The sequence below is a fragment of the Cupriavidus metallidurans CH34 genome, assembly GCF_000196015.1.
GTDB lineage: Bacteria > Pseudomonadota > Gammaproteobacteria > Burkholderiales > Burkholderiaceae > Cupriavidus > Cupriavidus metallidurans.
Genome location: NC_007973.1, coordinates 3,072,257 through 3,088,973, shown reverse-complemented (window position 1 = coordinate 3,088,973; position 16,717 = coordinate 3,072,257). Strand labels below are relative to the sequence as shown.

The 16,717-nt window shown below is 60.2% G+C and carries 15 protein-coding genes; 9 read left to right on the top strand and 6 right to left on the bottom strand.

All coding sequences use genetic code 11. The features are described from left to right. Window positions 1-433 precede the first annotated feature (433 nt). From RMET_RS14245 to RMET_RS33600, 8 genes are all read left to right on the top strand, one after another. Complete coding sequence (locus tag RMET_RS14245) at window positions 434-784, top strand: plasmid mobilization protein (protein WP_011517401.1); 351 nt, start codon at window positions 434-436, stop codon at window positions 782-784. Further along, the gene (locus RMET_RS14240) at window positions 781-1,407 is read left to right on the top strand and encodes a relaxase/mobilization nuclease domain-containing protein (RefSeq protein WP_029310335.1); all 627 of its coding nucleotides are present in this window, start codon (window positions 781-783) and stop codon (window positions 1,405-1,407) included. Before RMET_RS14245 ends, RMET_RS14240 begins: the two co-directional genes overlap by 4 nt. 90 nt (window positions 1,408-1,497) lie before the next feature. Continuing rightward, window positions 1,498-2,043 (top strand): transposase, encoded by a 546-nt coding sequence (locus RMET_RS32325; RefSeq protein ID WP_124682078.1) that lies wholly within the window; start codon window positions 1,498-1,500, stop codon window positions 2,041-2,043. 111 nt (window positions 2,044-2,154) lie between these two features. Then, on the top strand, window positions 2,155-3,594 hold the full coding sequence (locus RMET_RS14230) for an IS481 family transposase (protein WP_008651549.1): 1,440 nt from the start codon (window positions 2,155-2,157) through the stop codon (window positions 3,592-3,594). After that, window positions 3,591-4,424, top strand: a complete 834-nt coding sequence (locus RMET_RS14225) for an ExeA family protein (RefSeq protein ID WP_008651548.1) — start codon at window positions 3,591-3,593, stop codon at window positions 4,422-4,424. Before RMET_RS14230 ends, RMET_RS14225 begins: the two co-directional genes overlap by 4 nt. A gap of 53 nt (window positions 4,425-4,477) precedes the next feature. Continuing rightward, window positions 4,478-4,693, top strand: coding sequence for a hypothetical protein (locus tag RMET_RS14220; RefSeq protein WP_011229369.1), 216 nt, complete (start codon window positions 4,478-4,480; stop codon window positions 4,691-4,693). Between the two features lie 125 nt (window positions 4,694-4,818). Next, complete coding sequence (locus RMET_RS14215) at window positions 4,819-6,144, top strand: LPD7 domain-containing protein (RefSeq protein ID WP_155877850.1); 1,326 nt, start codon at window positions 4,819-4,821, stop codon at window positions 6,142-6,144. Between the two features lie 8 nt (window positions 6,145-6,152). Beyond that, window positions 6,153-6,491: a hypothetical protein gene (locus RMET_RS33600; RefSeq protein WP_152560223.1), complete on the top strand. Its 339-nt coding sequence runs from the start codon at window positions 6,153-6,155 to the stop codon at window positions 6,489-6,491. A 340-nt stretch (window positions 6,492-6,831) separates the two neighbouring features. On the opposite strand, the gene RMET_RS14210 is transcribed toward RMET_RS33600, so the two are convergent. The 4 genes from RMET_RS14210 to RMET_RS34520 all read right to left on the bottom strand — a co-directional run bounded on the left by RMET_RS14210 (window position 6,832) and on the right by RMET_RS34520 (window position 11,220). Next, entirely contained in the window at window positions 6,832-7,995 is a 1,164-nt protein-coding gene (locus tag RMET_RS14210; RefSeq protein WP_011517399.1) for a hypothetical protein, read from the bottom strand. After that, on the bottom strand, window positions 7,985-8,650 hold the full coding sequence (locus RMET_RS14205; protein ID WP_011517398.1) for a hypothetical protein: 666 nt from the start codon (window positions 8,648-8,650) through the stop codon (window positions 7,985-7,987). The genes RMET_RS14210 and RMET_RS14205 overlap by 11 nt, the downstream gene beginning before the upstream one ends. Then, entirely contained in the window at window positions 8,634-10,664 is a 2,031-nt protein-coding gene (locus tag RMET_RS14200; RefSeq protein WP_011517397.1) for an AAA family ATPase, read from the bottom strand. The genes RMET_RS14205 and RMET_RS14200 overlap by 17 nt, the downstream gene beginning before the upstream one ends. Before the next feature lie 220 nt (window positions 10,665-10,884). Then, window positions 10,885-11,220: a helix-turn-helix domain-containing protein gene (locus RMET_RS34520; protein ID WP_029309934.1), complete on the bottom strand. Its 336-nt coding sequence runs from the start codon at window positions 11,218-11,220 to the stop codon at window positions 10,885-10,887. A 53-nt stretch (window positions 11,221-11,273) separates the two neighbouring features. Between RMET_RS34520 and RMET_RS14190 the strand changes: the two genes are divergently transcribed. Next, entirely contained in the window at window positions 11,274-12,698 is a 1,425-nt protein-coding gene (locus RMET_RS14190) for a putative superfamily S-adenosyl-L-methionine-dependent methyltransferase (RefSeq protein ID WP_011517395.1), read from the top strand. 118 nt (window positions 12,699-12,816) lie between these two features. On the opposite strand, the gene RMET_RS14185 is transcribed toward RMET_RS14190, so the two are convergent. Then, a complete protein-coding gene (locus RMET_RS14185; RefSeq protein ID WP_011517394.1) occupies window positions 12,817-15,072 on the bottom strand; it encodes a DotA/TraY family protein in 2,256 nt (751 codons plus the stop codon). Between the two features lie 675 nt (window positions 15,073-15,747). Further along, entirely contained in the window at window positions 15,748-16,581 is an 834-nt protein-coding gene (locus RMET_RS32320) for a replication protein RepA (RefSeq protein WP_196776401.1), read from the bottom strand. Window positions 16,582-16,717: the final 136 nt, after the last annotated feature.

Sequence of the window (16,717 nt, the reverse complement as noted above, 5' to 3'; positions counted from 1 at the left end):
GGGTGTTAAATAAAAGCTACACATCAAAAAAAGATCCAATTTTTCCCGCCGGGTGATCGAGGCCCGCAACGGCGTCCACCGCTGAAGATCAAGGTCAAGGTGACCCAATTGGCATCGCTCGCTGCGTCAATGTGACCCTATATTGCATATTTTTTCCGCAATTCTGGGTCACATTGACACGGCAACTCCGTATATGCCGGCATATAGAGCCACTGTGACTCCGAATTTCAGGGCATCGATAGCAAATAGCGTCAATGTGACCCACCTTGTCTTATTTTGCCGCTCAATCCTATATTGCCGACATAGCTCGGTGAGCAGCAAGGTATAACTGTGTATTACGCCTGCTATGCAGGCTCCATCCACAGTTCCCTTGCGCCTGCGGCGGGCTGGCCGGGACGCTTCGCTCCCCCCGGCCTTTTTGGAGTCTGATGAAATGACGAAGATGCACGACGACGGCTTGCGGAAGGTGCTGGCGATCCGGCTGACCAAGGGCGAGCGTGCGCTGGTTGAGCAGAAGGCGGTCGAGGCTGGTTTGCCGCCGGCGACGTACATCCGGGAGGCCGCGTTGCGCGCGATCGTCGCGCCGGTGAAATCCGATATTCCGGAGATCAATCGCGCGGCCTGGGCGTCTTTGGCTCGTGTCTGTGCAAACCTCAACCAGTACCAGGCGGCGATCAATGCGGGCCAGGCGACGGGCTATCCGGCGCAGTTCCTGGAGGAGCTGCGCGGCCAAGTGCAGATGTTGAGGCGCGCAGTGATTGGCGTGCGGGACAACGACGAATGAAAGCCAAGGTTTCGCGCGGCAACGGCTTTCGTGGCGTCCTGGAATACGTGTTCGGTCCGGGCGAGCATGACCAGCCCGGACGCGCAGAGATCGTTGGCGGCAATCTATCTAGTACGACCCCACGCGAATTGGCGGCCGAGTTCGCCGCGTCGCGTCGGCAGCGGCTGGAGGTGAAGAATCCAGTTTGGCACTGCTCGCTGGCGTTGCCAAAAGGCGAGCGGCTCGATAGCAACGCATGGCACAAAGTCTGTGAGCGCCATCTACAGAACATGGGCTTTGCCGTGGACAATCACATGTGGGTGGCGGTGCGGCACAGCGACACCGATTACGACCATGTGCACCTGATCGTCAGCCGGATCGGCCTCGATGGCACCTTGTGGCACGGCCGTAACGATGTGCGAGTCGCTATCGAATCGACGCAGACGCTGGAACGTGAATTCGGGCTGCGGCTGACGCCTGGGCTAAATAGCGAGCCCGAGCACCCCAAAAAGACCAAAGGCGAGGCCGCAAAAAGGGCGCGTACTGGCCAGGCCTCTCTCAAAGAGAGAATGCAGTCCATCCTGAATAGGGCCATGCAGGTGTGCATAAGCAGCTTTCGTGATGCCGAAAGCGTGGGGATTTGAGCAAGAACGGTGATGGACGCTGGAGGGGTTCCCTCAGGGAGCGTGCATGCACGCGCCTGAGGGAAGATGTCGCCTTTATTGTGTCGAGCAATGAAGGAGACCTCAGCAGTGTGCCATGCCTTGCTACAAACGCCAGCGTTTTTTGCCCTGTTGCGCCGGATCGACGAAGACTTGATGAAGGTGGCGCGAGACAGGGGCTGCTGCCATTGCGGCTCTGTGCTGCACAGTGCCAACTATCCGCGTAAGCCGCGCGGATGCCCACCGGCAGCACACCCGGACTGCAATACGCGCCTGAGCCTGTGCTGTGCCGGATGCCGCAAACGCATGACGCCCGATTCGGTGCGCTTTCTCGGCCGGCGTGTCTGGCTGGCCATTGTCCTGGTACTGCGATCGAGCCGTGCCACTGGCGCCTGCCTGGACGGCCTGCCGGCGATCAGTTGGGCCACGCTCAAGCGCTGGCGTCAGTGGTGGACCGAGACCTTCCCCAAGACCCCCGTCGGTCGGTGGCTGCGTGGCCTCATCCCGCCAACGCCCGAGCCGTTCATCTATCCCGACTGCCTGCTGCAATCGGTCGAGCACGACAGCGAAGACGAGCGTCTGGCCGCGGTGTTGCTTCTGCTGCTGGGCCCGGCCTGACCACGCTGGCTGAGGGATGCGCCAGATAGGGGAATCTCCCGCAGAACATGTCGATGGCGGGTCACCCGCACTGCCCGTAGCCTGCTCCCGTTATCCCCCCAACGGAGAGTCATGTCACTATCGATTGATCATCGCAACCGATGGGCGCGCTTGCGCTTCTCGGTCATTGGCCCTTTGCTGGCTTCGCCGCCTGCCAAAGGAGAATTGCAGCAAGCGTTCCAGGCACTGGCCGCCAAGGTCTGGCGGCACCCCATCACCGGCGCCGACGTTCAGTTCGGCGCGTCTTCCATCGAACGCTGGTATTACCGGGCCCGTCACGTCCAGGATCCGGTCGATCAACTCAAGAACCGACTGCGCGACGATTGCGGCCACTTCGTCAGTCTGAGCCCAGCCATCATCGAAGCGCTGGTCGAGCAGTACCGTCAGCACCCCGGCTGGACCATGCAGTTGCATTACGACAACCTGCGCGTCGCGACCAAGGATGGCCCGGACACGCTGCCGTCCTACACCACGGTGTGCCGGTATCTGAAGGCGCAGGGTCTGGTGCGCAAGCCAACCCCGCGCTCGAGCACGGATGGGGCCATCGCTGCTGCGGCTCGCCGCGAGGCACGCGAGGTGCGTAGCTACGAGGTCGACCACGTGGCCGCGCTCTGGCACCTGGACTTCCACCATGGTTCGCGCAAGGTGCTCACCCCCGATGGGCAGTGGCACAAGCCGCTGCTGCTCTGCATTATGGACGACCATTCGCGGCTGGTCTGCCACCTGCAGTGGTTCCTCGACGAGACCACTGCCTCGCTGGTGCACGGCGTCTCGCAGGCGATCATGAAGCGAGGGCTGCCGCGGGCCATCATGACCGATAACGGCGCAGCCATGATGGCCGACGAGTTCGTCGAGGGGCTGGCCAGTCTGGGCATCCTGCACCAGACTACCTTGCCCTACAGCCCATACCAGAATGCCAAGCAGGAACGCTTCTGGGGACAGCTCGAGTCCCGGCTGATGGCCATGCTCGAAGGTGAGTCGCACCTCACCCTGGAGCAATTGAACCTCGCCACGCAGGCCTGGGTCGAGCAGGAATACCACCACAAGGAACACGCCGAACTCGAGGCGACGCCTCTGCAGCGCTACCTGTCCTGTGCCGACGTCTCGCGCCCCAGTCCCGAGGCGCTGGCCTTGCGCCGGGCCTTCCGTATCCGCCAGCATCGCCGCCAGCGCAGAACCGACGGCACCTTCACGTTGGACGGCGTGCGCTTCGAGATCCCCGGCGCTTACCGCCACCTCGAGCAAGTCTGCCTGAGCTACGCGCGCTGGGATCTCTCCCAAGTCGACCTGATCGATGCGCGCATCGGCGCGATCCTGGCCGCCGTGTTCCCGCTGGACAAGTCTGCCAATGCCGACGCACGGCGCGCGCATCTCACGGCCAAGGGTGCCTCGCCTGCTAACGAGGAACCCGCGCAGGCTGGCACTGCGCCGCTGCTGCGTCAGTTGCTCGCCGAACACGCCGCCACCGGCCTGCCGCCGGCCTATCTCCCACCCGCACCCACCAAGCTATGAATCAACCCAACCTGCTGGCCTTGTACGGTCTGAAGTTCAACCCCTTCGCCCAGGACATCCCCGTCGAGGCCGTGTTCGTGCCACCCAAGCTCGATCACTTCTGCTGGCGCATTGAGAACGGTATGGCCCGCGAAGGCGGCTTCGCCATGGTGCATGGCGACCCCGGTTGCGGCAAGAGCGTCACGCTGCGCCTGCTCCATCAGCGCCTCATGCGCGTCCCCGATCTGATGGTCGGCTCGATCGCTCACCCACAGAGCAATCTGGCGGACTTCTATCGCGAGCTCAGCGACATCTTTACCGTACCGCTCAAGCCCCACAATCGCTGGGGCGGCTTCAAGGCGCTGCGCGAGCGCTGGCTCACCCACATGGAGGCCAGCCGCCGCCGCTGCGTGCTGCTCATCGATGAAGCCCAGGAGATGGCGGTGCCAGCCCTCTCGGAACTGCGCCTGCTCGCACAGGCACGCTTCGACTCGCAATTGCTGCTGTGCGTGGTGCTTGCCGGCGACGCTCGCCTGCCGGAGAAGTTCAGCCGCGAGGACCTGATCCCGCTGGGCAGCCGCATCCGCTGCCGTCTGGCGCTGGAGAGTGCGAGCATCGACGAGCTGCAGGCCTGCCTGGACCACTTGCTGGCCGCCGCCGGCAACGCCACCCTGATGACCATGCCATTGCGCCAGACCCTGTGTGAGCACGCCGCCGGCAATTACCGCATCCTGATGAACCTGGCGGGCGAGCTTCTGGCCCAGGCCGCGCAGCGGGAGCTACCGCAGATCGACGAGAAGCTCTATCTGGAAACCTACAGCGCAACCCTGAACCGCCGCGCCAGGCGGTGAGTGGCGCCGTTGGCCATCGCCGCCACGTCCATCAACACAACGACGACATCACCATGACCTTCCACCAGCCATCCGGCATCGCCCAGGGGCTGCCCCTGCTCATTGATGCCAACTGGACGCCCGCGCAGGCCTGGGCTGTGATCGAATTGCTCGACGATCTGCGCGACCGTCTGCATGCTCACTATCAATTGGCCTTGGCCCAGTGGCTGGCCGAAGATCGGCAGGAGCATCCTGATGGCCTTGGCGATCTCGCAGATAACGACTTCTGATCCAGTAACAAGGGGCCCGCCGGGCCCCTTGTTACATCAGTGCCGCTGCTCCGCATCCGGTCCACCGCGATAGATCGCCACGTCCATCAGCGTTGCCCGACGGCACGCAACATTGGTGATGGACGGTGCCGCAGCCGACCATCAATTACCGTGCTCGCGCATCCATCGAATCTCGTGCTCACGCACAGCAGGTCGGTGGCTTTGAAGGTTTTGTGAAGGCTTGCCAGGCGGACGGCTTGGAGCTGCTGCCGAACCTAGCCAGCACAGGCAGGATGAGCGGATTTTCCTTCCGCCTTGATGGCGCAGTCATGAAGGCCTCGGATGTCGGTTCGAAATACAAATGGGCGAAGCTGGCCGCGAAAATCGGCTTTGATTCGTCCCGACACATGCCACTAATCCAGCAGCTGGCCGCCTTGGCGAAGGCATGGGAAGAAGCCGAACCTGCAGCGATCTTGAGGGCGGTGAACGTGGCCGAAGCCGAGCGTCCCGCGCGTCGGAACCGCACGATCGACCTGCTGTTTATTCGGCTCGACGATGGGACCTATACCTGGAAAAAGAGCCAGGCGGCGGCTTTCCACGACCTCGGTGATCGAATTCGGTTTGATCGGGCACCGGATGCTGCCATAAAGGCCGCGCTGCAGCTTGCACGTGAGAAGGGTTGGCTCGAAGTTGAAGCGGTGGGCTCGATCGATTTTCGGCGGCGCACATGGCTTCAAGGTCGGCTCCTGGGCATCAGAGTGGTCGGCTATGAGCCGACCACGGATGACATGATCGCGCTCGCCGAGCATCGCTGCGACGTGGCCGTCCGGATTGCGGCTAAGGAGACCGATCCGTTGATTCGGCAGATCCTGATCCTCAAAGCCGAAGCCGAAGCGAACCTGGCAAAGCACTGGGCAAACTATGGCGAGATCCCGGTCGCCGAGATCGAGGAAGACACTGTTCGAACTGATCAGTATGAGTTCGCAGAACGTCATGCGGATGATCAGTATCGAGAGGCGAAGCTGCAGGCCTCCACAAGTCGAGCCGCATTGCGGAAAGCTCGGCCGACGGGGCTTTTAGCTAAGCTTCATAGCGGCGCAGTTGCACAGGCCAGATCGGAAAATGCCCTTGACTGGGCGGCCTATCTCGCGCAATGTCACCGCGTAATTTCTACTGCTACTGCAGTCCGGTTGAAGCTCGTGCTGGAAATTGAAGATTTGGCATTCTGGCTACGCGAGATCCAGGCGGGGCGAATGCCGGTTGAGCTGCAAGATGCTATTGATGGCAAAATCGAGGCGAAACCGCACGCGGCAACCGTAGCTACTGCATTGCCGCGCATGCGAGACACGGACCCAGTGAAAACAGGCAACGTTGGTCGTCGCGTGACCGATGGTCGCGCTCACTGGCCAACGTCAGAACTGAGGCTTCCCGAGAACCCCGAAGCGGAGCTTCCCGGGAACCGGTTGAGATAGAGAGAGAAATGAGCAACTACTCGAATGGTTTGTCCGCTGGCATGGCGGCTCGAAATGCTGCGGTTCGGGAAGGGCGTGCGGCTGTTGCTGAGTGGGAAGCACACTCTCAAAAGCTGCAGGGCCGTCTGTCCGCCGCCTTAAATGCTGAACTTAACGAGCATGTTGAGCGGAAAGTTAGTGCCGACTATGTTCGTGCACTCAGAAGAGCCCTGGCAGAGCTGGCCCCAAACCACCCTTTGCTGCGGGAGGAAGTGGCGAAAGAACTGCTCGAAGCGTCGCGAACCACGGCCTACGCCGAGCGGGGCTATGCGTACGACCGAAAATCGGGGGCACTGAGAAAGGCCTAGGGACTGTGTGCCCTCGCCGTAGTTGCCGAAAAAGAGTTTCTCGCCAATTTCTGGGGAAGGCCGGCGACCCGACGGCCGAGTTCGGTCAGGAGCCGACTTCCGATGCTGCGGGATGGCTGATCGCTTCAGGACCGACCTAAGCCACCTGCGGTCGAGGACCTCGACAGCAGCGCTCACGAACAATGGCCGTTGGACACCGGCGGCTCGACCGACAAATTCAGCATCTACGCCGTCCGCTCGACTACATTGAATCAAGCGACTTGCCGCGAGCGATGCATCTTGAGCGCTCACCACGGTGACGGGCGCCTCTAGATTGCTAGCTCATTCGCGATCGCAGCTTCTAGGGGTTGGACTTCTTGTTACCCCCTGCGTCATGGCGAGCAGCTTGTTGTCCGCTAGCCAATGAGTCGTTGGCTGCCTCAATCTGGCTCCGCGCGATGACATCCCGCATGTGTTCCGAAGATCGGTACATGTACCATCGCTTCAAGCTGACGCACAGGGTGATGGCGTCGGTCTGGACGTGCGCGAACGTAGTGGTGTCGCCAACGTCGTCGGTTCGCATGTCGAAACAGCACAGCATACGCAACAGGCTGTTGTTGCTGACACCATAGGAATGAGCTTGGTTCACGCCCTTCGAGACGGCATCGTCGGTCGCCGTGGCCGAATACGCCGTTCCAGAGTGGCTGAAGCTGCGCAGTACCTTCAGCTCCAGCAGTGCGTAGTGGGTGATGGCGCCCGCCTCGCCAGTGCGGTCGTCGACAACCTCAAGATCCGTGCGACCGAGCTTGCCTGACTGCTCAGCACGAATCGTGCACCAGTGGAAGCGCGCGGCTAGTCCCACACGCAAGAACTGTTGCACGGTACGCTCGGCTTCCTCAATCGGATGGCCCTTACCCGCGTTTTGCCAGATCTTCGTCGGGCCGGAGTTGTCCGGCGTGCACAGCTCGGTGCGGTACACCGCCTCGATAACCGAAAGAATTTCGGCTTCGGTCACGGAGCTTGCATCGAGCTGGACCTCGACTAGCCCATCGTCCGTGTGTGTACCTCGAGGGTAGTAGGTCAGAGTCGACTTGCCGGAGCTCGGGTCGTAGATCAAAGCGGGTAGTCGATCGCACTGGAGTTCGGCAATGCGATCGAAAACGCCGTTGGCGTCGCCTACATACTCCTCAAATACACTGCTCGCCGCGCGATGGGTCATAAAGTGCACACGGGCTGCGAGGCGGACGCGCCCGGTGTGGACAGTCCGATCGAACGACCGGCCCGTCTTGAGCTCCTCCTGCTGTTGCGGCGTTACCAGAATGAATGCAGCCGCGCCCGCAGTCTCGGCGTCCGCTTGGCGCTCACGCGCTTGGACGGCTCGCGAGACGTACACCTGAAAGCGCAGCTCAAGCGGCAAGTCGTCGATGTCCCCATACGAGGAACGCCGCGCCGTCGCGAGCTGAGCTCGGTCGCCTTGCCAAGCGCCAAGATCGAGCGGAGTGATGGGTTGCGCTTCAACCGCCATGAGCAACCTTCCTTTGCACGTGCTCGATGTACATGAAGATGCGCTCGGCCGGTTGCAGCGATTCACCGGGCCGAAATGACATGGCCGCGTTGCGTGAGAAATTCGTGCTGGCGGCGCTTACCCACTGACCGAAGTCGATCACCTCGTTGTTGTCGACGTCCTTGTCCGCGTAGCGAGCATCGAATCGGAAAGCCTGCCCCAATTCCTGGTCGGCCAACATACTGTAAGCGGCACAGAGCTCGCCAATAAAAAAGGGCTCACCGGTGTCGGCATAGACCTCGTGATAAGCGGCTAACGCGGAGCCCGCCAGCGCGCGGTTGATCCGGTAATTCGCATGCAAGCGGTAGCGCTTTTCCTCGGGCACTGGCTCGTAACGAATACCCGAGGCGAATACCATGCCGCGCCCCACCAGCAAGTCGATCGTATCTTGCAGCTCAGGGTAGTACGGACCACCTTGGCGTTTGAGCAGACTCGCACTAAAGGGGGCGAGCTCGAAGACCGGTGCCAACACGTTAGACAGGTAGGCCAGCTCGTGTACCACCCGAAGCGGCGCCTCGAAAATCGAGGCATCAGCCAGCGCTTCAAGCAACGCAAGCACCCGAATAGGGCGCTTGCGTGCTTCCAGCGAGTCCCTCCACTCAGGTTTGGCTGGCATGCTGGATGCTCTCGTCGATTTGTATGAACAGCTCCTTTCGGAGCTCTTCGTATTCGGCCCGCAGAGTGGTCATCGCTCGGGTCGGAACACCGGCGTTAAACAGGTCTACAATCCGGTCGAACCGTGCGCTTGGATTACTCTCCGCAGCTTTGAGCATTGCCGGGATGAGCTTACCGGCCGCCAAATTTGAGGTTACAACCAGGCGATTCGTGCTGTTGGCGTTGGCGAACGAGGCCAGTACCTTTGCCGCGCGATTAACGAAAACCGCATCGAGCGATGACTCCGGCGCATCGATAATGATGGTCGAGGTCTGACTCTGGGAGCCGACGCGCACCAAGGCCATCCGGAACGCGAGATCGATGAACTCACGCTGGCTCTCGGAGACCTGCTCAGGGCTATCGCGCCGCTGCACCGCCGAGAAGTTGGCGCCTGTCATTTCGATACTGAACGAGGGGTACTCGATCGGCGTGAGAGCTATTCCAGAGGTGCCGGCCTGGCCCAACGGCATCCGCACGGGCGTCCACGACAGTGACACGTCTTCGAGCAAAAAGCCGCGAGCAATCTCGTCGAACGCATCTTTAACTTCCGAGGCGAATTCGCCGATCTGGCGGCGGTACGTCGTGAGCTTGCCTGCAAAGGCTTCGCGCTTGACCTGGAGCTCCGCGTTCATTGCATCGACCCGCTTCTTGAGCTTGGTCATGTCGTCGCTTTGCCTGCGCGCGGTCTGTTCATCGGGCGGAAGCTGACGAACGAGCGCTTCAATGTCACCCGTCAGGTCTCCAACCTCCGCATTTAACTCGACTAGGCTTTTTGCGGCTGTGGAGTAACTAGTCGTGGAGGTCTCGAGCGACTGTCGACTCGCTGCATCGGTCACCTTGGCTTCCTCCACGCGTGCGCGAAGCGCGCTTACTCGCTCGTCAGTCAAGTTGACCGGCTCACCTGCGAGGGGCTCAACTTTTGCGTCGCAAAGGACGCAGTGCTTGGTGTCGATTGCATGCAGCATCTGCTGACGCTTATCCTGCCGGCCTGGCGTTTGACAGACTCCGCAAACGTCATCAGTCATCAAGCGCGAGAAGATATAGCGCATCGATTCATCGGCAGACGGATACCGAGCTTCTACTGCCGCCAGACGCGCGCGTTCCAATTCGTGTACGGCGGCATGCAACGTCTCTGCGGCACGCAAAGCATCCAAGCGATGGCGGCGCCGGGCTTCGTCGAGTTCCTCGATGCTATCAAGCAGTTTGGCTTGGCGGTTGAGTGTGCCCTGCAGCAGCGTTTCCTTAGAGGTGAGCTCGGCGCGAACCTCCGGTGCCGCCTTGGAAAGGCCGTGGTTCTTGTGCTCCTCTTTCTCCTCCCTAGACAGCGCCGCGTGCAAGTTGCGCATGCGCGTGTCGAGCTCGAGGATTTCCCGCTCCGCTTGCCACCAATCGCGCGCTTGGGCCGGCTCCAGAAACAAGCAGCGTAGCAACTGGCGTTGAGCCGTTGGATCCCAGACGAGCATCCGGCGATCCTCAAAAAAGAAGACCATCGTGCGCAGAACGAAGATCCATTCGCCGTAGCTGTCGATGCTCGACGCGGCGAGCACGGCATTCTTTAGGTCTTCCTCGTCGGTGCCGGGGGGCGCGTCGTCAACGGAAAACTCCACCAAGTCGAGCTTCTGCAGCGATCGCGTGACTGCAAACTTGTGTGTACCGATGGTGAACACAATGGTAGCTTGGGAATCACGAGCGGCATCGTTGACCCGCGCGCTAAACGTCGACCGGAGCTTCGGGCTAAGCGGCACGGCGCGTAGGTTGGCAGTGCCGAGGTTGCCGTCGGGCAAACTCACGTTCCAAGGCCCCGTGAGCATCCGGAAGAGGATATTGACGAGCGTACTCTTGCCCAAGCCGTTGGCGCCGAGCACGACGGTCAAGCCGGGCGCCAGATCGATGTCAAAAACACCATTGCGTTCTAACCCGGGGTATAGGCCATAGTTCCTGATTTGCAGGGACTCGATGACGGGCAGATCCATCATGCTCGCATTCCTACGAAAGGCAACGTCATCGCGCTCCAGGCGCGGATCTGGTTCGGCATCATCTAGTCTCTCCCTGGGCACCGTTGGCCGCTTGTCGTCAACCCAAAGTGGCGAATAAGTATAAGGGAGCCACCAAGCGTTGAACAGTTACGCGTCGCCCGGACACGGTACGGTCGTCCTGGCGAGACGCACTGAGACCGTGTGGCGAGGGGCGTGGTCTTCAAGTCCTTCGAGACCTGCGTGCCCGCAGGCGCGCAACGCCGTCGAGGATAGCTCCGAGTGCCCGAGCGCCCTCATCTGTACCATCCCATGCGCGCATGAGCCGCTCGGTTAGGGCCGATCGAAGCGCCTCTGTGTCCGTCTCTCCCGACTGCAGCTGCGCCGTACCCTCATGGCGTTTTGAATATTCAAATAATCGGCTGGCATGTCCGTTCGCCTCCTTGAATCGGCCGTTAACGAGCTTGGAAAACTGGCTTTGATGGATGCCCAGATCGCGCTCCACCTGCTTCTGAGAGATGTCCCTTCGCCGCCAAGCTTTGCGGATGGTCTCAGCCATTTCTTCGGGTGTCGCGGATGACATATTTTTGGGCGACACTGTCGCTTGCTTGAATGAATATTAGTCTTCATAATATTCAACTGGACGGCACACTGCAAGACTATCTCTACGCCGTCGCCCAGCAGACCGGAGGACTCAGGGACATGAAAGCAGCCGCCATCAGCACATTCATCGAGGAGAACTGTCCTGAGCTGGGTGCGACCGAACGCAGGAATTTCTCGTCGTGGCTTAAGGATGTGGTCGATGGTGTGCCGATATCATCGAACATGCCTAGTCACAACCTGCCGTTCCAGCGCTGGTATCGATTCAAGGAGGCATTCTCGCCGCTGATGGTGGCCGAGTCGCTCAGTTGCCTGGGATTCTGGCCATCGACATGCCTCGATTGCTTCGGGGGGTCGGGGACAACAGCGCTTACATGCCAATTCCTCGGCATCGAATCGACGTCCATCGAGGTAAACCCGTTTCTGGCCGATCTGATCGAAGCGAAGCTGTCGAAGTACGATCACGCGTCGTTGATCGATGACTTCGCCGGCGTCGTTAAGAAGATGAGCACCCGCTCGGCCACCCTACGATCGATCCGCTACGAGTCGTGGCCAGCCACCATGGTCGAGCCCGGCCTCAAAGATCGCTGGATTTTTCCGCGGGAGACATTCCGCCGCATTTTGACGATCCGTGAGGCCATCGACGAAATCACCAACCCCGTCAACCAGCGCCTGCTACGCGTGCTGCTCGGAAGCATCCTGATTGACATGAGCAATGTCGTGATTAGCGGCAAGGGGCGCCGGTACCGTTCCAACTGGCAGGCCACCCAGAAAAGCCCACGCGACGTCAGCGTGGCGTTCCAGGCGGCGTTTCAAGCAGCGCTGTTCGATATTAGCGCGCACGGCGCTCGCGCATGCGAGAGCTACAGACTGCTTCGGGGCGACTCGCGGGTGGAAGTCGACAAGGTCGGCCAGGTCGATGTCGCGCTGTTTTCGCCGCCGTACCCGAACAGCTTCGACTACACCGACATTTACAACGTCGAACTGTGGGTGCTGGGCTATTTGAAGAGCCGGGCCGATAACACTGAGCTGCGGAGTTCCACCCTGCGGTCGCACGTGCAGATCCACCGCGACATGAGTTGGGAGGGGCTGGACTCGCGCAAGCTGCGCCAGACGGTGAAAGCTTTGACGAAGAGACGTGCTCAACTCTGGGATCCGCACCTGCCCGACATGATCGGCGCGTATTTCGCCGACCTAGTGCAGATCTTGAAGTCTGTGCGGGGCAAGATGAACCCAGAGGGCGCCGTACTGATGACCGTCGGCGACAGTCGGTATGCTGACGTCTTGATCGATGTCGGGGACATCCTTCGCGAGCTAGCCGAAGGAGCTGGTTACGTCTGCGAAGCCGTCACGCCGATCCGCGCCATGAAGACCAGCGCGCAGCAGGGGTGGCAGGCGTCCCTAAGCGAAGACTTGGTGCGCCTGCGCCCGGCCTGAACAGGTCCCTACCTTCCCTATCGGAGTGTCCCTAGTCCCGGTTCGGCCTTTCCCAAAGCTAGTTGAACGAGAGCATGTCCGGGCGGCTTGCCGCTGATCCTTGGCAACCACAGCAGTGTCAGTCACCAAGAAGGTCCTTATTTGATGGTGACGCGCTTGGTCTGAGCTCACCACCCGCTCCCGAGCCACCACTTGGTCGCTTCTGGCTGCCGCCCCCGAGACCGCCAGCCCCGTGTTTAACCTCGCGTACCCCACCGACCAAAATGTCGTGGCCTTGTTCGCCTGCTCGCTCGGCAGAGCCGATGCCACCAGCATGTGCGCCAAGCCAGCGGAGGATATTGTCCGGAATCCAGTGGATGAGCGAGAACACGATGTGTACCACCGTGGTCATGATGATCACGTAGATGGTGACATACGCGAAAAACGAAACGATGCCGGTCATGGAATCGGCCTGGATGCCGGCGACGACCGTCATAAATGCGACATTGATCAGTCCCACCACTGGCTGCGTTAGAAGCATGCCTCCGATCAGGCCGAACAACATCAGTGCCGGTCGCATCACGAGCGACAGAATCATCATGTAGCCGTTCCCTGCCTTCCCTACGGCGTCGTCGCCGTCCGGATGAATGTGGGCGACGGCGAACAGAGGACCCGCAATCACAGACTCGAGCGCCAGCACGAACCAGTTCACCACCGAGGTCATCCAAGTGATGAACGGGATCATAGGGACATAGCTCGATAGCACAGCTCCAAAAAAGAACAAAGCGATCACGATTGTGGTCACCATGCCCGACAGGAACTGCAACACCGCGGCTGCGTCGAACCCAGTCTTCGCCGTGCCTTGCGCGAACCAAGAGTTCGCAACACCCGTCGCGCCGGCCATGCCAACCAGGAGAGCTTCACCAGTGCCGGCGATTGAATCTCCAAACGACTTCATCTGGCTCATGTGATTCAGGTTCGAGCCGGCGATTTCCTGCGTCATCTGATTGATCGCGCCCATGAACGGGGTGGACATCAGCTTTCTCACATACTCCCACGCGCCCTCGCCTTGCTGGGGCGCGCGCACGTCGGTCTGGTTGTAGTAGACCTGGCGGATGCCCTCGACCCGATGCTTCGTGTACTCGTTGGCGGTGGCCATCGCATCCTGGTAGGTCTGCAGGACCTCCTGCGTTTCCTTGTCCGTGATATCGATTGGTTCAGACGTGGGTAGCCCGTTCAGCGTGGACTGCATCACGTCATTCATCTTGACGATGTGGTTGTACCAGGTGCCGGCGAAGATCCAGCCCCCATCTTTGGCGGCTTGCAGGAAGTCACTGCGGGCCCGGTCGTTCGTTTGCGATACGGCGTTCTTCGCCGCGTCACGCAGCGTATTCTCGTAATTGTTTGCCGCCGTATCAATCGCACCCGGAGTGGGCTTTTGCCCGGCAACAATCTGGTTGGCGGTCGGCTGCAGCTCCTGGATCATGCGCTGCACAGCCTGAGCGTGTGCAGTCATGATCGGCTCTTTGATTACCTTTGTATTGCTGTTGCCTTCGGACGCCTCCCATGACTGCTTCCAGGAGATTCCGCCGCAGACCGTCGGGTTGACGTAGCTATTGTCATTGGCTTTCCACTGGTAGTTGCTCACCGTGTACTTGGCATTCGACAGATTCTTGATGGTCGTGTAGGCACCGACGACGGGTATCGCATCGAAGACGTCATAGTTCAGCAGCTCACCGCTATTCATCATGACCTGCGTGGACGGCACCGGATGAACTCTGGTGCCGCGGCCGGAGTCCTGGAACTGTTTGTTCATCGCGGCCGCGCAGACTTCGAATTTGAGGATGTTGGCGGCCAGGGGGCGAGAATCCGGGATCATCGGGCGGGAGATCATGTTGTCCCGGTTGATTTGCTCGATCGCGGCCTTCCAGATGGCATCGGCGACGCCGACGCCTTGCAGCGCGAGCCAGAGTATGCCGATCTGGATCAGCGAGTAACCAGAGCCGAGCGGCAGTAGGAGGGCGGTGCCGGCGACGCTGCGCAGGATCACGTAAGGCGACTTCATGCTCTTGCCGAGAACCTCTCCGTCGTGCGCTGAGTCGATCGTGCCCTTGATGGTCGTGTAAGCGATGAACAGCATGCCCAGGAAGAGGACGGCGGCATTGAAGACCTTCATCATCGCGCCCAGAACGTCGTCGTTCTGCCCGCCGCTGACGTTCCCGCCGGATGAGATCAGCCCGATGATGTTCCCGAATACCTCTCGCAAGAAGTCGACGGAGGTGTCGCCTGCCGGCGGGGTGAATTGGTTGAGCGACATGCCGGTCGGGGAGTCAGCATAAGCAACGCCGGCGGTCAGCCCGAGCGCGAGCGCGATAGTGAGTATGCGCCTGATCATTTCTTGATCCTGTGGGGTACAGGCGCAGTTGCCAGAGCCCAGAAGTCCATAGCGAACAGCAGGGGAAACGGCAGAGCCAGCACCTTCCACGCAGCGGCGTGGTTACTCCCCAAATAGTTCCACGCGCCAATCGCGCCAAGTGCAAAGGTTAGTGGGAACCACCAGCAACCTGGTAGCCGCATCCAGAGTCTATGCAAGCCTAGGGGCAAGACCAGATTGCTTAGCAGGAGCAAATAGGCGCCAGCTCGATGCGTTGCGCGATCGAATGCCTGTGACGCCAGGAATGATTTGATAGCTTGTAACGGCCTTCTCAATTCGGACCCCTTCGATTGCCTGCACCTCTGTCCAGTTACGGGAGAGGGTAGAGTTGTGGCTTGGGGCGGAGTTCTTCGATCGCCCTGACGCAGTTCTTTTCGACAGTGTTTTTCAGCTCGTGCTCTAACCGGGCCACGCAGGCAAGATCCCCCTGCCCACACTGCCCATGACTGGCGAAGTCGGCTGCACTACGCTGGCAGTCTTGCATTGGCACGGATTGGGGCTGAAACGCCGATAGCCCCCGCTGAACGTAGGCGCTGCGGTCGTTGCTATTACTCTGGGCCACAACGACTGTGCTTGCCATGCTTGCCAACGCGGCAACAAATAAGGCGCCAATGCGAGCAACACCTTCTACTTCTTTCAATCTCTGCACGAAAATCCTCCCTTATCGAACCTAGATTGCCGGGGAATATGCGTTGTGGATGGTTGCAGCAGCAGGCCACGCTCATTTGGACTGGCTCGTAGCGCTGGATAGACCGTGGAAACTTTGCGGAGAGCTTGTACAAACTTGCGCTTGAAGTCAGCCTTGCCCTGCGCTGTTTCTGGGTAACCTGTACCAAGGCTAAGCATCATCGATTCCCAGGGAATCAAGGTGGAACGTCTGAGGTAGCTCACTCGATAGGTGCTCCAGGCATACAGGTCGAGCGCCATTGGTGATTTTTTCAGTAGCTTGACTGCTCGCAAGTCCACGGGAACGGGCCGGTCGATGACTTGTTGAAAGAGTGCCTCAGACAATGTCACGGTTGATCGCCAGAGGGTAGTCTGATCTGGGCTGTGCGGACTCCACCATAGGTCAAAGTCATCCGCGACCAGAAGATTCTTCCCACTGTGATGATGGAGTGCGGTGGACTCACCGCTTGTGCTTGTGGCCGATATGGCAGCGCTGAACAGGCGCGCCATCTGATCCTTGAGTCTTGGAATGGTGCCCCATCTGCCGCCGGTCGACATCAATCCCAACTCGGCCATGAACGAAGATAGCGATGGGCCTAGCTCCAACTGCCGGTTCTTCGTCCTGCAGGCTTCCGTGGTTAGCCAGATCAGCAGGAGCCGGGGATAGCTGCCGTACGGAAGTCCGGCACCGCTTAGGTCTGTGATAGAAACGGTTAGCGTGCCATTCCTTCGCGTATATCGCGGACCATTCTGGATGCTATGCGGTAATGTTGTTTGCACAAGCACGCGGGCCATGAAACCCATGGCGCCTGCATTTTTGGCACTTTCAGCCTCGAGAGCCAATGCTTCAGAAGTAAACTGAGCGTCTCGGTTTCCTTTCTGGCAAGCTGACCCTAAGCGTGGGGCTGAATCGATTGGATTCCCTATCGTGGCGGGGCCT

What these genes read in the sequence shown, in the direction of transcription:
- RMET_RS14205 (WP_011517398.1), bottom strand. Translation starts at nt 8,650, where the DNA reads ATGCCAGCCAAACCTGAGTGGAGGGACTCGCTGGAAGCACGCAAGCGC.
- RMET_RS32325 (WP_124682078.1), top strand. Translation starts at nt 1,498, where the DNA reads ATGAAGGAGACCTCAGCAGTGTGCCATGCCTTGCTACAAACGCCAGCG.
- RMET_RS34520 (WP_029309934.1), bottom strand. Translation starts at nt 11,220, where the DNA reads ATGGCTGAGACCATCCGCAAAGCTTGGCGGCGAAGGGACATCTCTCAG.
- RMET_RS14225 (WP_008651548.1), top strand. Translation starts at nt 3,591, where the DNA reads ATGAATCAACCCAACCTGCTGGCCTTGTACGGTCTGAAGTTCAACCCC.
- RMET_RS32320 (WP_196776401.1), bottom strand. Translation starts at nt 16,581, where the DNA reads ATGGGTTTCATGGCCCGCGTGCTTGTGCAAACAACATTACCGCATAGC.
- RMET_RS14190 (WP_011517395.1), top strand. Translation starts at nt 11,274, where the DNA reads ATGAATATTAGTCTTCATAATATTCAACTGGACGGCACACTGCAAGAC.
- RMET_RS14240 (WP_029310335.1), top strand. Translation starts at nt 781, where the DNA reads ATGAAAGCCAAGGTTTCGCGCGGCAACGGCTTTCGTGGCGTCCTGGAA.
- RMET_RS14230 (WP_008651549.1), top strand. Translation starts at nt 2,155, where the DNA reads ATGTCACTATCGATTGATCATCGCAACCGATGGGCGCGCTTGCGCTTC.
- RMET_RS14185 (WP_011517394.1), bottom strand. Translation starts at nt 15,072, where the DNA reads ATGATCAGGCGCATACTCACTATCGCGCTCGCGCTCGGGCTGACCGCC.
- RMET_RS14210 (WP_011517399.1), bottom strand. Translation starts at nt 7,995, where the DNA reads ATGGCGGTTGAAGCGCAACCCATCACTCCGCTCGATCTTGGCGCTTGG.
- RMET_RS14200 (WP_011517397.1), bottom strand. Translation starts at nt 10,664, where the DNA reads ATGATGGATCTGCCCGTCATCGAGTCCCTGCAAATCAGGAACTATGGC.
- RMET_RS14220 (WP_011229369.1), top strand. Translation starts at nt 4,478, where the DNA reads ATGACCTTCCACCAGCCATCCGGCATCGCCCAGGGGCTGCCCCTGCTC.
- RMET_RS33600 (WP_152560223.1), top strand. Translation starts at nt 6,153, where the DNA reads ATGAGCAACTACTCGAATGGTTTGTCCGCTGGCATGGCGGCTCGAAAT.
- RMET_RS14245 (WP_011517401.1), top strand. Translation starts at nt 434, where the DNA reads ATGACGAAGATGCACGACGACGGCTTGCGGAAGGTGCTGGCGATCCGG.